This is a genomic window from Blastopirellula sp. J2-11, assembly GCF_024584705.1.
GTDB lineage: Bacteria > Planctomycetota > Planctomycetia > Pirellulales > Pirellulaceae > Blastopirellula.
The window spans coordinates 3,275,688-3,291,959 of record NZ_CP097384.1; the positions used below are offsets into that span (position 1 = coordinate 3,275,688).

10 protein-coding genes are annotated in these 16,272 nt (G+C 54.8%); 6 read left to right on the forward strand and 4 right to left on the reverse strand.

All coding sequences use genetic code 11. The annotated features are described in order from the left end of the window. Positions 1-105: 105 nt before the first annotated feature. Positions 106-2,514 (reverse strand): protein kinase domain-containing protein, encoded by a 2,409-nt coding sequence (locus tag M4951_RS13100; protein ID WP_262022101.1) that lies wholly within the window; start codon positions 2,512-2,514, stop codon positions 106-108. A 78-nt stretch (positions 2,515-2,592) separates the two neighbouring features. Beyond that, a complete protein-coding gene (locus M4951_RS13105) occupies positions 2,593-3,213 on the reverse strand; it encodes a sigma-70 family RNA polymerase sigma factor (protein ID WP_262022102.1) in 621 nt (206 codons plus the stop codon). Between the two features lie 296 nt (positions 3,214-3,509). Here M4951_RS13105 and M4951_RS13110 point away from each other — a divergent pair, with 296 nt between their 5' ends. Beyond that, entirely contained in the window at positions 3,510-4,475 is a 966-nt protein-coding gene (locus M4951_RS13110; protein WP_262022103.1) for a heme-binding domain-containing protein, read from the forward strand. Continuing rightward, complete coding sequence (locus M4951_RS13115) at positions 4,472-4,981, forward strand: cytochrome P460 family protein (RefSeq protein WP_262022104.1); 510 nt, start codon at positions 4,472-4,474, stop codon at positions 4,979-4,981. The genes M4951_RS13110 and M4951_RS13115 overlap by 4 nt, the downstream gene beginning before the upstream one ends. A gap of 8 nt (positions 4,982-4,989) precedes the next feature. Here M4951_RS13115 and M4951_RS13120 read toward each other — a convergent pair whose 3' ends face one another. Together M4951_RS13120 and M4951_RS13125 are read right to left on the reverse strand one after the other, a co-directional pair. After that, positions 4,990-11,463: a ThuA domain-containing protein gene (locus M4951_RS13120; RefSeq protein WP_262022105.1), complete on the reverse strand. Its 6,474-nt coding sequence runs from the start codon at positions 11,461-11,463 to the stop codon at positions 4,990-4,992. Positions 11,464-11,554: 91 nt separating this feature from the next. Beyond that, a complete protein-coding gene (locus tag M4951_RS13125) occupies positions 11,555-12,262 on the reverse strand; it encodes a GntR family transcriptional regulator (RefSeq protein ID WP_262022106.1) in 708 nt (235 codons plus the stop codon). A 334-nt stretch (positions 12,263-12,596) separates the two neighbouring features. Between M4951_RS13125 and M4951_RS13130 the strand changes: the two genes are divergently transcribed. The 4 genes from M4951_RS13130 to M4951_RS13145 all read left to right on the forward strand — a co-directional run bounded on the left by M4951_RS13130 (position 12,597) and on the right by M4951_RS13145 (position 16,268). Continuing rightward, positions 12,597-13,520 (forward strand): alpha/beta fold hydrolase, encoded by a 924-nt coding sequence (locus M4951_RS13130; protein WP_262022107.1) that lies wholly within the window; start codon positions 12,597-12,599, stop codon positions 13,518-13,520. Continuing rightward, a complete protein-coding gene (locus M4951_RS13135) occupies positions 13,507-14,811 on the forward strand; it encodes a metal-dependent hydrolase family protein (protein ID WP_262022108.1) in 1,305 nt (434 codons plus the stop codon). Before M4951_RS13130 ends, M4951_RS13135 begins: the two co-directional genes overlap by 14 nt. 89 nt (positions 14,812-14,900) lie before the next feature. Further along, positions 14,901-15,764, forward strand: coding sequence for a DUF1559 domain-containing protein (locus M4951_RS13140; RefSeq protein WP_262022109.1), 864 nt, complete (start codon positions 14,901-14,903; stop codon positions 15,762-15,764). Between the two features lie 93 nt (positions 15,765-15,857). Next, entirely contained in the window at positions 15,858-16,268 is a 411-nt protein-coding gene (locus M4951_RS13145; protein WP_262022110.1) for a hypothetical protein, read from the forward strand. Positions 16,269-16,272: the final 4 nt, after the last annotated feature.

Genomic DNA, 16,272 nt, shown 5'->3' on the forward strand with positions numbered 1-16,272 from the left:
ACAAGCCGACTGACAAACAACAAGAACATCTGTAGCGGCGGAATTCGACGAGAGAACTGCGTGGAGAGATCGCGTCCCGAACTCCAACTTCATCGGGCAACAGAGTTACGGCTTTTCAGCGGTTTCTTCGCGAGAATTGGAGAGATTGCTCAATCGCTGCCGCAAGCTCAAAATGTCAGCGGGATCGGTCGACGTTGACAACAATTGACGTATCAAGTCGGCCGCCGAATCTTGCTGATCGGCGGCGATCATTGCATCGATCAAAGCGAACTGTGCGATGGTGAATTCCGAATCGCATTGAATCGCTTTGTCAAACGCTTGAATCGCCTGCTTCGACTCGCCCGCCGCCTGATGCGTTAGACCGAGTTGATAGTAGGTGAACGCATCACGGGGAGCAAGCAACAGCACTTGCTGAAAAGTGCGAAACGCCTCTTTGGATTGGCCTTGTGATCGCAAGAGAATTCCGCGGTTAACAAGCGCCGGAACAAATCTCGCATCAATCTGCATCGCCGATTCTAAGCAGGCGATCGCTTCCTCCTCGCGCTGCACCGCCGCGAGCGCCAGCGCCAAATTATTGCGTACGGGAGCCGAAACGGGACGAATCGCCAGCGCTGCCTGGTAGTAGCGAATCGATTCGTGGGGATCCGATTCGCGCAGCGCATCCGCCAAGGTGAAGTTCGCCAGGAAGTCAGCAGGATGCGTCTGCTGAACTCGGCTGCGAAATTCCGTCGAATCGATGTTCGCTTCGTCCATCCGATCGGCGATCGCACGCAACAACTCGACCGACAAATTGGCCATCGATTCAATGCGCGAGAGTTGAGCGAGATTTTCAGCGTCGTTCCAGCCGCGCGGATCTCGCGCGCGATCGCGCCAACCGGTCGTATCCGAATCGGCGCGACGAACCACTTCGAGAATCCAGTCACGCCGCGCATGATCATTCGTACAAACAGACCAGTCGTCCAGCGCTGCGATCAGAGGTTGTTTGATATCCGCGCCCCGAATTCGAACGGCGACCGTTTGCGGATCGTCAAACGGCTTGGCGACTCTCATCGCCGCAAAAAGCTGTTCGTACGCTGCATCGGCTTTGGCCAAATTAAAACGTAGATCGTAGTGATTATCGAGGACCGAACTACGATTGAGACCTATCAAGTCAAGTTCCTCGACAAAGTTCAAATCATCGAGTGATTGATTGATTCGTTGCCGTAAGTCGTCGAAACCGCCATCTCCCAAACGCCCCAGAATCGCCCGCGCTTCTGGATAGCGGCCTTGCTGCTCTAATTGAATCGCGGATTGCATCCGGGCGGTCAAGCGTGACTTTTCGGCGTTGCGTCCGTTCGCAAGCGACCACTCACGTAAGACTTCCCCCGCTAATAGTCCTGTAAAAGCGACCAGACAGATCAACAAACCGGCGAGCGCCGGATTGTGGCGCACCCATCGCCAGGCATATTCGACTTGGCTGATCGGTCTGGCCAGGATCGGCTCGTATCGTAAAAAGCGTTCCAGGTCTTCCGCTAAGTCCAACGCCGAAGCGTAGCGCCGATGAGGATCTTTCTGTAGGCATTTTAGACAGATCGTCTCCAAGTCTTGGGGAACGTTGATGTTTAAACGTCGCGGTGGATTAGGTTCATCAGAGACGAGTTGGCGTTCCAATTCGGCGACCGAATTGGCTCGAAACGGCGGTCGACCTGAAATCAATTCGTACAACATCGCGCCCAATGCATAGACATCGATCGCAGTGCCGACCGAATCTTTTTTGCCCAGCACTTGTTCTGGCGCCATATACGATGGCGTTCCCATCCGTGCGCCCGTAAGCGTCAACGTAAAGTCAGCGTCTAGTCGGCGAGCCAAACCAAAATCGGTGATCTTCGGCTGACCGGTATCGGTCAGCAAAATATTGGCAGGCTTCAAATCACGATGGATGATTCCCGCTTGATGGGCCGTCTGCAACGCACGCGCCAACATAGCGACCATTTCGGCCGCCCAACGCAATGGTTGCGGTTGATTGCCGCATTTTTGCGCAAGGTTGCCGCCGCTGACGTACTCCATAGTGAAGTAGGGTAGCCCGTCAACTTCACCCACGTCATAGATCTGCGTAATACTTGCGTGATGTAATGCAGCGACCGATTCCGCTTCACGAATGAACCGCAAAATTTCCACACGACTAGCATATGCACCGGTCAGCAGCATTTTCAGCGCGACAGGGCGGTTGAGATTGATCTGCCGCGCCTTGTAAACGACCCCCATTCCGCCGCGTCCCAGCACCTCTTGCACTTCATAACCAGGGATTGTCGGCAACTCATCCCATTTGGCGGCTAGCGTTTTCGCATCGAGCGGCAGTTCGGTAGGCGGCTCGGGAAGCAGTGCTTCAAGATGTGCTTCGACGCGATGATATTTCTCAAGTTGCGTTTTCACGAGTGACAACAACTCGGGACATGCGGCGCATGCCTCTTCAGGGCTCTGCCCCGATTCCAAAATTTCATCGAGCAGCGAATAGACTCGTTCGTCGATGGTCATGGAGGTTTGTCCGTCTGCACTTGCCGCACTAATTCTGGCGGTTGGAAACGCACGATCCGTTTTGCATCACATGTAACGCTATTCCGTCGGCGCTGCGCCGGGATCCAGGTCATTGAGAATTTCACTCAACATCATGATTGCGCGGTTAAGTCGTCGTTGCACCGTCTTGGTCGATACATCCAGAATCTCGGCCGCTTCGGTCTGCTGCATCCCTTGAATTCGGACCAAACTAAACACTTCTCGTTCCGCTTCAGGAAGATCGTCGATCGCCGTCAGAATGCGCACGGCTGTGACGCTGAGTTGCGAACCGCTGCTTTCTGGCGCCGCGACAAACGCTTCGTTCAGTTCAACCGCCAACGCATTGTTATCTAAGCGGCGCGCCAAATCATTCAATTCCCAACGCATATGCTGATTCGCCAATGCGAAGAATTGACGAACATTGTCGGGACGTACTTCACGCATCGCTTTCATCAGCCGGTCGACTACCGAACTGAGCATTTCATCCGCCTGCAAATTCAACGGCGGTTGCATCAAGCGAGGGTAACTGCGAACCAGCATGCTTTGGCAAAGCATATGCAACCGCTGAACCGATCGCGCAATGAGATCGCGAATCACCGGTTCGGCCATCGAACGTCCCTGCATCTGCGCAAGTTCGTGCAGGTACTGTTGCACCGCCATCGTCGTCTGATCACCGGTCATGGACACGTTTCCAGAAGATAACCAACAAGGGGTTCGCGAGTACGAATCGGTGGAGGCGATAAAGCAATATCCGCCTTTCGGAAAGCTACCACGACGCAGGAAAACTTGCTATCAGCATGACTGAAAATTCGACAAATAACCTGCAAAAAATGGCGAGAAAACGTGCTTGTCCACCGTCGACGCTTAGGGAAGTATGCGGCTATTGATGATGCGAAAAACTGACAAATATCGGGAAGATTCTTACTCGTTTCTTTCTCTTGGGAAATGGGCCAGGAATCGGCGGAAAGAGCAGTGACATGGGCTTAAAAGTGAGAACGCCAAAGTGGCGAAGATCGGCTTGGATCGTCGGCGGATCGCTGGGCGTCCTGTTTTTGGTTTTGCAGTTGTTCCGCCCTCATCTGAGTAATCCGCCGGTCATCGCCGAGATCGCCGTTCCATCGCGAGTGAGAGATATCTTACGGAAGTCTTGTTACGATTGTCACTCTAACGAGACGAAGCTTGCCTGGTTTGACCAGATAGCGCCTGCTAGTTGGATCGTTGCAAATGACGTTAGCGAAGGTCGCCGGTATCTGAACTTCTCCGAGATCGGAGAACTTCCGGCGGAGAAGCAACAAGGGATCTTATTTGAAGCGATCAATCAAATCGAACTGGGGGCGATGCCGCTGCGCGGCTATCGCTGGCTACATCCCCACAATGCGGTTTCGGCAGATGATTTAGTGACACTGAAGGATTATCTGATTTCGACCAGCCCACAAACGATCGCCGGCGCTTCAGAAAGAAAGGCGACCAGTGATCAATGGGCGGCATGGTCAGATTCTCACGTTCGTCCAGAAGTAGCTCCCGCTCCCAACGGAATACCGTTCTTCTCCGACTACAAGACTTGGACAGCAATCAGCACCACCGATCGTTGGGACAACCAAACGATGCGCGTCGTTCTGGGCAATGAGATTGCCGTCAACGCGATCCGTCAGCGAAACATCACCCCCTGGCCAGATGGAGCCGCGTTCGCCAAAGTCGCCTGGGCGCAAGATTCGGACGGTAGCGGTAACGTCCAGGCAGGCGAATTCAAACAGATCGAGTTTATGATCAAAGGCGCCGTCAAGTATGCGGACACAAACGGCTGGGGTTGGGCGCGATGGCTCGGTACCGAGTTAAAGCCGTACGGTGATAACGCTCAATTCTCTGGCCAATGCATTCGCTGTCACACACCGGTCAAAAACCGTGACTTCGTATTCACCATTCCCTTGGAGACGAGCCGATGAGAAGCCTTGGGCGATTCCTGACAATTTCGTCACTGATTTTGGTCGTGCTCGTACTAGCCGGCTGTCCCGCAGGGAGCAATCATGAATCGCCGGCGACCAATCAAGCAGCCGCTCTGGTTGGCGATCTCTCTGAGAATCCCCTGGAGTGGAACGCGATCACCACGCAAATTGATCGTCATCGTAGTTATATGTCGACGCTGTATGGGAATGATCCGGCGCTGGCGCACGCGATGTCGACTGAGGATGCGAAGATTCCTGCCGATGCGAGATTTGCGCTGGTAACCTGGCGCCAGCAAGCCGATCCCAATTGGTTTGGCGCCAAGATTCCTGGCAAAGTAAAGAGCGTCGAGATGGTTTACTGGAACCAGCAACCTGGCGCAGAAGACGAGTTAACGTACCTCCAACTGGAGGGCTCTCCACTCCAACCATCGCCCCATGTATCTCCGAGCCAAGCCGATCAGCGCAAACGATACATTACCTCTCTCAAAGCGGCCGTCATGCCGTAATTCCGCAGCTATTTTGTCGCTGCATCGACAGGCGGACTACTTTGGATAAAGTGCCAAAGCGCTTCGAATTGTTTCTCCGCATCTCCACCAGCGATATGCCGAATGTTGGTGGTTTTTCCATCCGCGGAAAGTTTGGGCATCTTCGTCTGCACATCGTAGCGAGGCGGATCGAGCACAAACCGCGTGTAGAAATCGTGTCGCAAACGTTCTCGCACGTATGAAAAATTGATTCCCAAGGCGATCTTCGTCTTTTCGTCTCCCAGCGGCATCTGGTCTCCCACGCCATGACACTGGCGACAATCGAGTCCTTCCTTGGTCGATAGTCGCTGACCGATCTCCACTTGGTCTGCGTTGATCGGCGCCGTTTCTAAGGAGATTGCCCCGTGCCCATGCTCCGCCGCTAGTCCTTGCGCCAACAATTCGGCATCGGCAAGAAAAGCCGGCATCCGCGCCTGCAACCAACTCCGCGAGTGATAGGGCACATCGCCGTGGAGTAACCGCTGGAGCCACGCAGTCTGCAACTTGTCGCCTGCCCATGTTAAATTTGGCAGCGTTTCCGGCGGTAATCCGCGACTTCCTTCGTCCAGAATAATCATCCCGCGAGGACTACGATCTCCATCACGACCGTGACACGCCTGGCAGTTGTAAGACTTCACCAGTCGCTGCGACGTTTCTGTTTGCGAACGCTGAGTCAGCGAACTGCCGTCGGTCTGCAAGAACGTTCGCAGTGCGGTCAGCTGTTTCGGATTGAAAGGATACTTCGGCGCCGCGTTCTGTTGGGCCGCTGATTCCGCCAGGCAACCGCTGTTGAACATGGTTGATGAAATCGCGCCAACGTCGATTTTTTTCTCTCGATCATTCGCCTTCGTCGCGTGACAATTGACGCAGCCGATTTTCTGAAACGCAACAGCACCGCGAGAGGCGTCGCCCGGCGGAAGATCCAAGGATGCGACTTCCCCCTGACTAGCCGATTCCACAAACGCGGCCAATTGCGTCGCTTCACTTTCACTCAGCTGAAAGTCAGGCATCCGCGTTCCGGCAAAATGTCGGCTCGGCTGCTGGAGGAATGCTTTCAGCGATTCAGGACGATACTTGGCCTGCGCGAAAAAGAGAGAGAGCCGGTCGAATTCATCCTCCTGGCCTGGTTCGGTCATTCGATGACACGCAATGCAGCCGAGATCCTCGTATAGCACTTCCCCCGCCGCAATCAGTTCGTCATCCGCGTCCTCTTTGCTATTCGCGCCAGTCGGTTCGCCACACAAAAACATGACAAGATCGGCTATCTGCTGGCGATCTTCCGCTTGAGCGGCATCCAGCAATTTCGGCATCGTCGTCTGATTCCGCAGCGCTGTGGGATCGAGCATCCATTGGGCGAGCCAATCTGGCTGCAAACGATCTCCCAGATCGGTCAAATCGGGAAGCGTTCGATTTAACTCGGGCATCGCAAATTGATCGGCGCTGACCCCGCTCGGAGGCGCGTGACAACGAAAACAATGCTGGGTCGCTGTTAATTCGCGCCCTTGTCGCAATAGATCCGCTTCCGCAAAATCCGCTTCACGACGATCGAACGCCAGCCGGTCAGACGGGATTGGTTCTGAGACAAAATTCTCTCCGCTCCAACGAACGCGGAACGTCGCATCGCCAGCGACCGGGCTCGCGTATTGAAATTCAATCGTGTTGTATCCCTGGTGCAACGAAACGCTGACCGGTTCGATGAGTGACAAGCTGGCGTTTTCTCCACCCAGGACGTCGCGGCCATTGATCCGCAGTTGTGCAGCTCCGCTTCCTTCCAGTTGAAACTTGTATTCCCCTTTGAGCGCGATCTTGAGATATCCGCTTCCGGTGACCGTAAACGGCCCCGGTTGAAGGAACGGCGTCACCGGTTCTCCTTCTGGCACATGCAAAGCGGCCAAGCGGGCGTTACGCGCGTCGGTTTGATCCTGCTGCGAAAATCGAAAGAGAAGTCCTTGTTGAAGGTGCGATTCTTCGTCGGTCGTCAGACGCCCCAGAACCCGGCGTCGCGTTAGCTTCGCCGGATCCATTCGTTCTTCACCCAGCGCGTGGATCGTGTACGCGATCGATTGGCGCAACGTTTCTCCAGCGGCGGACAGAAGCGTATAGTCGATGGTCAGTTGATCGACCGGTTGGATCGACGGCATTTCCAGAAACAAGGTCCGACCATCAGGCAACAGCGTCGCGGAGGAAACCAGCGCGTCGTCTCGACCTTCCTGACGCGAGTCACTCGCACGATAGTCGGCCGATCCATAATTGGCTGAGTATTTGTAGTTCCACTGCTGCAAGCGATAGTTGCTCGGATCTTCCGCCGCTTCTCGGTCGAGCAAGTCTGAGAATTTGAGCTCAAGCCCGTTCTGCATCGTTTTCACAGCGATCGGCATGGTGACCGCGCCGCCGGTGTAACGAACTCGTTGCAAACAACCATCCTGCGCCGCTGCGGTGGTCCAGCCTTTCAGGCCGGAGACGTAAAGCTGTCCATCTTGCGGACTAAAACATCCACGCATTACGCCTGAATCAAATCGAAAGGGAAAGTCAACCGTTCCTCCTTGCGCTTGCCCGTTCACCGTCTCGCGCGGCGCCAGCATCATCTGGCACTTTCCGTAGGAGAAATGCAACAGCTCACCGGCCGGCAATCCCCAGCGATCACCCACTACCCACGTTTGACTACCGCTCGAATTGTCACGCAAGCGAGGAATCCAACAGAGCGGCGGATCGTATCCCAGGGGACGTTCCGAGCTGATTTTTGGTCCGCCAAAGCCGTAGTATCCCTCCTGCTTGATCTCCACAATACAAGAAGCCGGCGTCCAGTTTCCCTCTTGCGGCGACGCCGTAATGGTCCCTTGCGGACCAACCGCCAAGCCGTTGGGATTTCGCAATCCGGTCGCGACTACGTCCAACATTTGACCATCGGGCGATATTCGCAAAACCCCTTGTTGGGCATGGATTAGATAAAAATTGCCCGCCGGATCGGTTTCGAGACAAGTCACATAGTCGTGCCCGCCAGGTGAGGTCACGTATTGATTGTTGAAATTTTGGTAGTAGTCGGCTTCTCCATCTGCGTTGCGATCGTGCAGTTGCGTGATTTGATCTCGCCCCAAGACGTGCACCACATCGTCGACCACTTTCAAGCCGAGCGGCTGAAACAGCCCCGTTGCAAACCGCCGCCAGGTCAATCGCTCCAGCGAATCATTCACGCCGCTCACGCGCCAGACATCGCCATGTACGGTGCATACGGCGAGATCTCCGTTCGAAAAGAAATCATGATCGCCGATAAACATCAAAGCGCGATACGGGTTTTCAAACGGAATCGTCAACGTATCCATTTGATAGGGGCCCTGCTCTTTTCCCCGCAATCCGTGCGTGATGATTTTCGCCGTCCAATGCGGTTCGGTCGGTTGCGCGAGTGAAGTAAGCGACTGCGGCGGTTCGCTGGCTTTCACCAGCAAAGCGAACTTTCCGATCCCTGCCTGATCGCCAGACCAGATCAGCACCTTGGCTGTTTGAGATGTAGTTGCAGCGCCGACCGTCAATGTGACGGTTCCCGCCGCATTCGTAGAGAGCTGCAGTCCTGGATCTCCCGTCACCGCTACAGCCACCACTTGATCGCCGGTTTTCGTCAGCACGATCGACGCGCCGTCAACGTTCAACAATTGGGCGTTTTCGCCAAACTTGCCGATGTTCATCGTTAACGGCGCGTCGGTCGGGCCGACTTGCAAGCTGCGAGTAAAAGCGACTTGATCGTTGTGCGACTCGATCCAAGGGGATTCCAATACGTCAATTCCATCGACACGGTAGGCCAACACCAATCGATCCCCATGGCAATAGTGCCCGCTCCATTGAACCGGCTGCACCCAACCTGCTTGATTCTGGGAAGCGAACAATAGCTTTCCGGCGATCTGCGGAGAGCTGATCAAACCAAAGCGCGCCGGATTGAACCGCAGAAAATCGCCGCTCCAACCAGCTCGCAATGCAAGCGTTGCGGTGTCGTAGCAAACAGTCGCTTGTTGTTGATCCCCTAGTCGTATCGAAAGCCCCTTGCAGACCGGCGGTTGATTGGGCAAGGGAATCGTGCTGGCCAAGAAGCGGCCGATTTTCATTTCGTTCCAACGGTTGTCGACCGAATCTGCCTCGGTCCAGCGAAAGCCCAACGCCTCTTCGCCAAAATGATTCACCACCTTCGGCTTCGCCACCGGCGGAAGATTCGCTCCTAGCACTGCGTTGTTCTTTAATTTGGATTGATCGGGAAATTGCTTCTGCTCATTCGCCTGATCGAATCGCCAAAGTCCGATCGTTGACTCATCGGCCGTAAACGGTGCGTCCGGAATCTGCTGAATCAAGCGGATTCCCTTCGAAATCCGGACCTCATCCACCGCTCCGTCGCAGCCAAGATTGCGTTCGACCAAAGATCCGAACGCCAACGGGCCTGGGAGCGGTTTGCCTCCTTGAAATTCAACCGCTTGGTCGCCTGCCTGTTTGCCGTCGACAAACAACCGAACCTGTTTCGGCTCGAAAATCATCGCCAGATAATGCCACTTGCCATCGCAAATGTCGACGTTCGATTCGACATGATCAGGCCGCATTCCCGGCATATAAGCGGTGAAATGACCGCTTCCCGTTCGCGTAAAGAGTTCCCAGTGAGTCGGCGAAGCTTTTGTTTCATTGGCGAGCAAGATATTGAAGTTAGCTTTCTTATCGACTCGAGCCCAAAATTCGACCGTCAACGGCGCTTGGCGATAGGCTGGTTTCGCATCTACAAATGCACTGCCTACCAAAGCTTGGCCAAATTGCGCCGCGACTTTGGGCGTATTTGAATTCGTCTTGGACGCTCTCTCTTCCTTCGCTTGGCTGATAGCGCGTTGTGGTCGTTTGGCGGTCCACGCAGCGGCGCGACGGATTAACTCGGCGACGCCTGGGGTCCGAATCGAATCGGCCGAGTGCCCTAACACCGTTTGAAAGACGCGTCCCTTGCCATACTCATAGACAAAGGCCAGCGGCTCGTCATTTTCGGTGACTTGCGAATGAGCGGTCATCAAAACTTCGATCGGATCGCTCCCTTCCTGGCGAAAATAGAGTTCGTCGGTCGTCCGAAAATCGCCCATACCTTGTGTGATCGGATGCTTTGCATCGGCGATCTCGACCTGAAATTGACCGTAGCTGTCATGCCCGCTTTTTCCCTGGTGATTCCAGACGCGACGGCAGATTTTGCGGAACTCGGGCCAGTCTGAGTCGCCAGCGTTAGGCAAGGAAAAGTGAAACGCTCCGTTGGCGAAGTGTATGATCGCAAGCCCGCCCCCATCTTGGAGATACTTCACGAAGTTTGCTTTAGCTTTGTCGCTGAGCCCGGGACGTTCCCAGTTGCAATAGTTCAAAACCAGCATGTCGTACTGATTGATTTTCTCGGTCGCCAAAACCTCGATATCGCGAGAGACGTCAACCTGCATGCGCGAATCATGCTCCAACGCCTGCACCAGCGCCGGCGTCGTTTCTTGCCAATGATGCCCGGGATATTGCCAACCGGTCAAAATCAGCGCACGAATCGGCCGATCGTCAATCAGGGCGCGTGCGGATCCATCCACGCTCGCCAGCGCCCCGTCGATCTCCGCATGCGTATAGAACTTCGCTTCCACGCCGGCGGCGGGGACTTCGACATGCGCCGACCAAGCGATCGCATTGAGAATCAGTTTGCGAAATTGCGGATCATTCCAATTTTCGTAGAAGTGGCCGCACGTCGTTCCAAAGCCGCGTCCCCCATTTTTCCGCTCACGCGCCCAAGCGACGACCTTACCGTTGGGTTCTCGCCCCGGCAATGTCGGTACGCTGGCGATGGATTGCAAACTTGCGTCGTCTGGATCAAATCGCAAGTTGTAGTAAAACTCTTCCCGCAACGTAAACGGCTTTACTCCCCGTGAAATCGGATGTTCCGCCGAGCTTAGCTCCATCGCGGCGTTTTGCGTTTCGATCGCCGAATACCACCGGCGCTCGCCGTTTTCTTCCCAGTCAAAATAACCGCCGCTCCAATCGAGGATTTGGGCAGCGTACTTGTCAGGCGCGAACGTCGAGAAGTGGAACGTGAGAAACCCGCATCCGCGATCGATCTGCTTTTGAATCGCCGAGACGTTTTGCGGGTTCTGAAAGTGAGGCGCTTCCTCATATTTGTCGCCGTCTCGACCATCCGAAATCACCATGATCGCATCGGCGTCATCCAGTGTGCGCGGATCTTGCGGCCAACCTTCCAGATGATATTCGACCCGGACTTGCTCGGCGACATTGGAATTGTCGAGCATTACCTTCAACAATTTCACCGACCAGGGATAATCGTGGACGCCGTTACCGACCGGTCCATGACTCTTTTTGCCGGCGATCAACACAATCTTTTTCAGCGGCTTGTCCGCCGCGGTGGTTGGGTTGACAAACCCAGGCAAGCCAAAGAGCAGGCTCAGCACGAAGATCAGCAGTTTGAATTTCATGATGGTTCTTTTCTGTCACAGCGAGCGAATCGAGAGGGGGCAAATAGAATTAGCCTGATTTTGGCGGCGACGCATTACGCAACCTCGGAACCTAACGAGCTGGTTGGGACTGCGTTTCGAGAGGAAATAGTTCAGAGAGAACGGCAACGAGACGCGTTGCGATATGTTCGGCCATTGCTGCACGAGCCGCTTCGGGGGAGTTCGTCTCTAGCGCATCAACGACAACTAAATGTTCACGGATCGCTTGTTGCAGATTGTCGACCGAGCCAACCAGGCGACAAAAACTGCGAATCAACAACCGATAGCGTTGAATATCGCTAGCCAGGCGTTGGCTACCGGCTAACTCGGCCAGCCGTCGATGAAACCAAAGATCGCACTCGAGGGCTTGCGCACACCAAGCGTCACGATCTTCTTCTTCGGAGACGCCATGCAGATCGACCAATCGCCGTCGCAGTTCCGCCGCTTCTACAGCATCAATCCGAATGGCGGCTCGAGCCGAAGCTTCCCCTTCTAAGAGCTGACGCAACCGATAAATCTCGATAACGTCATCGCGGTTAAACTGCGCCACCTTTGCGCGACGACCTGTTTCGCACTCGACCAAACCATCGGCCGCAAGTCGATTCAGCGCCTCTTGAATCGGCGTACGACTCACGCCGAGCTGCGTGGAAAGAGTCACCGTTGTCAGGACAGACCCACTGGGCAAATTTCCTGAGATGATTGCGTTCAGCAGCGTCTCATAGACCGACTCGGTCAGTGAGGTCCGTGCGATTGGTTTCTCACGAATGGTGCTCATTTCCATGTTCTTGGTTCCTTGATTTCGTCAGGACGACTCGCCCTTTTTGCATTCGAAGCGACCAGCAGAGGGAACCCGAGAACGATCTTTGCGATCTTTTCGGATTTTCCTTGATGCCTACCAAGAGAGCGGGTAAGCTCTCTTTTTGTCGACTGCATTCTGCATGCAGAATACAGAATAAGAAATCCAGGCCACTAAGCAAGGAAAAACATCCGCAGATTTCTGATAACGGAAAACTTCCTCATTCGGAGTCGAACATCATTCGCTGGCTAATAAATTACTGGATCTTGCGCATCTGCTCCCATCCGCCAACTTCACTACTTCGCGAGAGGGCGTTCCCTTGTCTTTGTCAGTTTCTGAACAGCGAATCAGCCTGGGTCAAATGACCTACAACATTGCGAACAGCCATTCGGCTGGCGCTCCGCTGTTGATGCTGCACGGAGTGACTCGCCGCTGGCAAACGTTTCTTCCGCTGGCCGCTACGTTAGCGACGCGTTGCAGAATCATCGCGCCCGATTTTCGTGGACACGGGCGAACCGATCCGGTCGTCTCCCAGTATCGCGTGATCGATTATGTCGAGGATGCGATTCGTACGTTGGTCGATCAAACGGAAACGCCTGCGGTGATCTATGGACACTCGTTGGGCGCGATGGTCGCCGTCGCCGCCGCGGCCGAAGCGCCTGACCTGGTTCGGGCGATCATTCTGGAAGACCCTCCGTTTGAAACGATGGGATCTCGAATTTTTAGTACGCCGCTACACAGTTACTTTACCGCCGCGCAAAGACTAGCAGGATCGAACAAACCGCTTGAGCAGCTTGCCCGTGACGTCGCCCAGTTGGAATATGTCGATCCCATCAGCAAAACGGCCATTAGACAGGGAGACTTGCGAGATCCCGCGGCGCTGCGATTTACGGCCAAATGTTTATCGCAGCTGGATCCCGCCGTCTTGGAACCAATTGTCGCTGGCGCTTGGCTCGAAGGATATGACCGCGCAGAGATCCTGCGGCGTATTCGTTGCCCTGTACTTTTGCTGCAAGCCGATATCGAGGCCGGGGGCATGTTGACTCCAGAAGATGCCGCCGCTGTGAAATCCAGTATCGCCGACTGCACAACCGTAAAATTGTCGGGGGTCAGTCATCTCATGCATAGCGCCCAACCCCAAAAAATTAGCGACGCCATTCACAACTTCCTCGAGTCGCTGGAAGTGGACCGTAGCGCGACGCTTCATCGCGTATCACAGGAGAGAGCCCATGAAGATTTCTGAAGCAGCGCTGCTGATCCATAACGGTCAGATCATTGACGGAACTGGCGCGGCGGCGATTCACGACGGCGTCGTCTTGATCAAGAACGGTCGCATCTCTTATGTAGGCCCGGCCGATGGCGCGCCGGACCAAGGTCAAGTCGATACGCTCGACGCGCGCGGCGGAACCATCCTGCCTGGCCTTGTTGAGGCTCACTTTCACCCAACCTATTTCAACGTCGAGGCGCTAGAAGACCTGGACATAAAATACCCGGTCGAATACGTCACCATCTTAGCGACATATAACGCCAAGTTAGCGCTTGAGTCCGGATATACTGCTGCCCGCAGCGGCGGGAGCCTCTTTAATGTCGATCATTGGCTGAAAAAAGCGATTGAATCCGATTTGATTCCTGGACCACGATTAGTCGCCAGCGGACGTGAAATCTGCGGCATCGGCGGCTTGATGGATTGGAATCCTGATTATCGCAAAATTGGGATGGAAGGTCTGGTCCTGCTAGTTAACGGCGCCGACGAAGCTCGCGCAGCGGTGCGGAAACTGGTCAAGGACGGAGTTGAATGGGTGAAAACCTATCCGACGGGAGACGCCGCATCGCCGGACGCAAATGACCACCACACGCTCTGCATGACCTTTGAAGAAATGCACGCAGTCGTCGATACCGCACATAACCATGGCCTCAAAGTCACCGGTCACTGTCGCGCCACCGAAGGAATCAAAAACGCGCTGCGCGCCGGTTACGACGCTCTGGAACATGGCACGTTCATGGATGACGAAGCGCTCGAAATGCTGCTCGAACGAGATGTGCCGGTGGTTCCCGCACTCTATTTCGAGATGGCCAGCGTCAAGAACGGTCCAGCGATCGGCATGCCGCAGGCAGTAATCGACGGACATCTAGAAACCTTAGAAGGAGGCGCCGAATCGGCTCGTCGCATCTTAAAGGCGGGAGGTCGTTTAGGGATGGGAGGCGACTATGGATTTGCCTGGAATCCGCACGGCGACTACGCCAAAGAACTGAGCTTCTTTGTTGACTATGTCGGCTTCACTCCGCTGGAGACCTTGATGTGCGCCACCAAAACCGGGGCCGAAATCATGGGCCGCGGCGAGGATCTCGGGACGCTTGAGATCGGTAAATTAGCCGATGTTCTCGTGGTCGATGGGGACGTTTTGGCCGATATCTCGTTGCTGCAACATCGCGAGCGACTTTTAGCCGTCATCCAAGGAGGCGAAATCAAAGCAGGCGTTTATAAAAATCAACCCAACGACCGAGAGTGTGGGTACCCGCTGCAGGGACGTTGATGCTCCGCACTTGGCTGACTCGACAATTTCAACTCTTCTCCACGTCTTATCCGATAGTCTATTCTTCTCATCTTTCAGGGAGATCACAAATGCGTACTCGCATGAGGAACCAGCGTACTGGCTTCACCTTGGTGGAGCTGCTTGTCGTGATTGCAATCATCGGCGTGCTGATTGCACTTTTATTGCCGGCGGTTCAACAAGCCCGCGAAGCGGCGCGGCGAACCGAGTGCGTCAACAAAATGAAGCAACTTGGCCTGGCGACGCACAATTTTCACGATACCTATCGCCATCTTCCATGGGCGTCGCGCAACGTTTCCATCAATGGAGTCACCAACAAAGGGTCACTCTTCTTCTGGATCCTGCCGTTTCTGGAACAAAGCGCTTTGTACGATCAAGCGAACCAGAGCATCGATACTTCCGTCGACGGAAAGCGCGCCGCGCGGCATCTGATTCCGCCTTTTCTCTGTCCTTCCGATGCGACCTCGGCCGATCATGTGTTGGATGGAAACTGGACGCTCGGTAATTACGAAATGAACTACCAGGTCTTCCGTGACGAAAACACGGAGCAGGGGTTAAACCTGATTTCTGATGGAACCTCGAACACGATCATGTTTGGCGAAACGCTACAGCGCTGCGGCGGCGCGATCGACGACATCACCTATGGCACGCTCTGGGCGCATACGCTGAATCAAAACGATGTGCGATGGACGCCGATCTTTGGCGGGGGGACGTACAGTTCGACCTCCATGATTACCGGAACGACGCTCGTTCCTCAACGGGCCAAGAGGAAGCCTGATTGCGATCCGTTGAACTCGCTCGCTTCCTGTCACCCAGGCGGAATTAACGTCTTGCTGGCCGACGCCAGCGTGCAGTTTATTCCCGATACGATTAGCGGAACGACCTTCTGGTCACTCTGCACGCGCGGCGATGGAGAAGTCGTCGGTGAATACTAAGCTGCCATGCTCCGGATAGCGTCAAAAACCAACTAACTTCCCATGGCGACGCCCCTTGTAGGCTTCGTCAGATTTGATCGAGTGAAGTGCGCCATGATCTATTATCGCTTCTGCTGCGTAACGGTTTTGCTCTTGACCTTGGGTTGCGGCCCGACCGCGTCACCCAATAGCGCGACGGTAAGCGGCGTCGTTACATTGAACGGCGCTTCGCTAAACTCAGGGAGAATTTACTTTAACATCGACAACGGTTCCGCAGTCCGATCCGCCGAAATTCAAGTCGACGGCTCCTACCAGGTCGTCGATGTCCCGGCTGGCATGGCGGGAGTTGCGATCATGGTTCCGCCGGCGCCTTCGATGCCATCCAACGATCCAACAGCTCCAGCGGTCACTGTTTCTAGCGTAACCCCGGTGTCGATCCCCAAAAAATATGAAAAGGTAGAGACCTCAAAGCTAACCTACGAGATCGTCCCCGGCGAGCAAACTCGCGATATCCACCTGCAGTGAACCT

Excerpts from the sequence above, each read along its gene's own strand:
- M4951_RS13100 (WP_262022101.1), bottom strand. The coding sequence starts at position 2,514 with ATGACCATCGACGAACGAGTCTATTCGCTGCTCGATGAAATTTTGGAA.
- M4951_RS13105 (WP_262022102.1), bottom strand. The coding sequence starts at position 3,213 with ATGACCGGTGATCAGACGACGATGGCGGTGCAACAGTACCTGCACGAA.
- M4951_RS13110 (WP_262022103.1), top strand. The coding sequence starts at position 3,510 with ATGGGCTTAAAAGTGAGAACGCCAAAGTGGCGAAGATCGGCTTGGATC.
- M4951_RS13115 (WP_262022104.1), top strand. The coding sequence starts at position 4,472 with ATGAGAAGCCTTGGGCGATTCCTGACAATTTCGTCACTGATTTTGGTC.
- M4951_RS13120 (WP_262022105.1), bottom strand. The coding sequence starts at position 11,463 with ATGAAATTCAAACTGCTGATCTTCGTGCTGAGCCTGCTCTTTGGCTTG.
- M4951_RS13125 (WP_262022106.1), bottom strand. The coding sequence starts at position 12,262 with ATGGAAATGAGCACCATTCGTGAGAAACCAATCGCACGGACCTCACTG.
- M4951_RS13135 (WP_262022108.1), top strand. The coding sequence starts at position 13,507 with ATGAAGATTTCTGAAGCAGCGCTGCTGATCCATAACGGTCAGATCATT.
- M4951_RS13140 (WP_262022109.1), top strand. The coding sequence starts at position 14,901 with ATGCGTACTCGCATGAGGAACCAGCGTACTGGCTTCACCTTGGTGGAG.
- M4951_RS13145 (WP_262022110.1), top strand. The coding sequence starts at position 15,858 with ATGATCTATTATCGCTTCTGCTGCGTAACGGTTTTGCTCTTGACCTTG.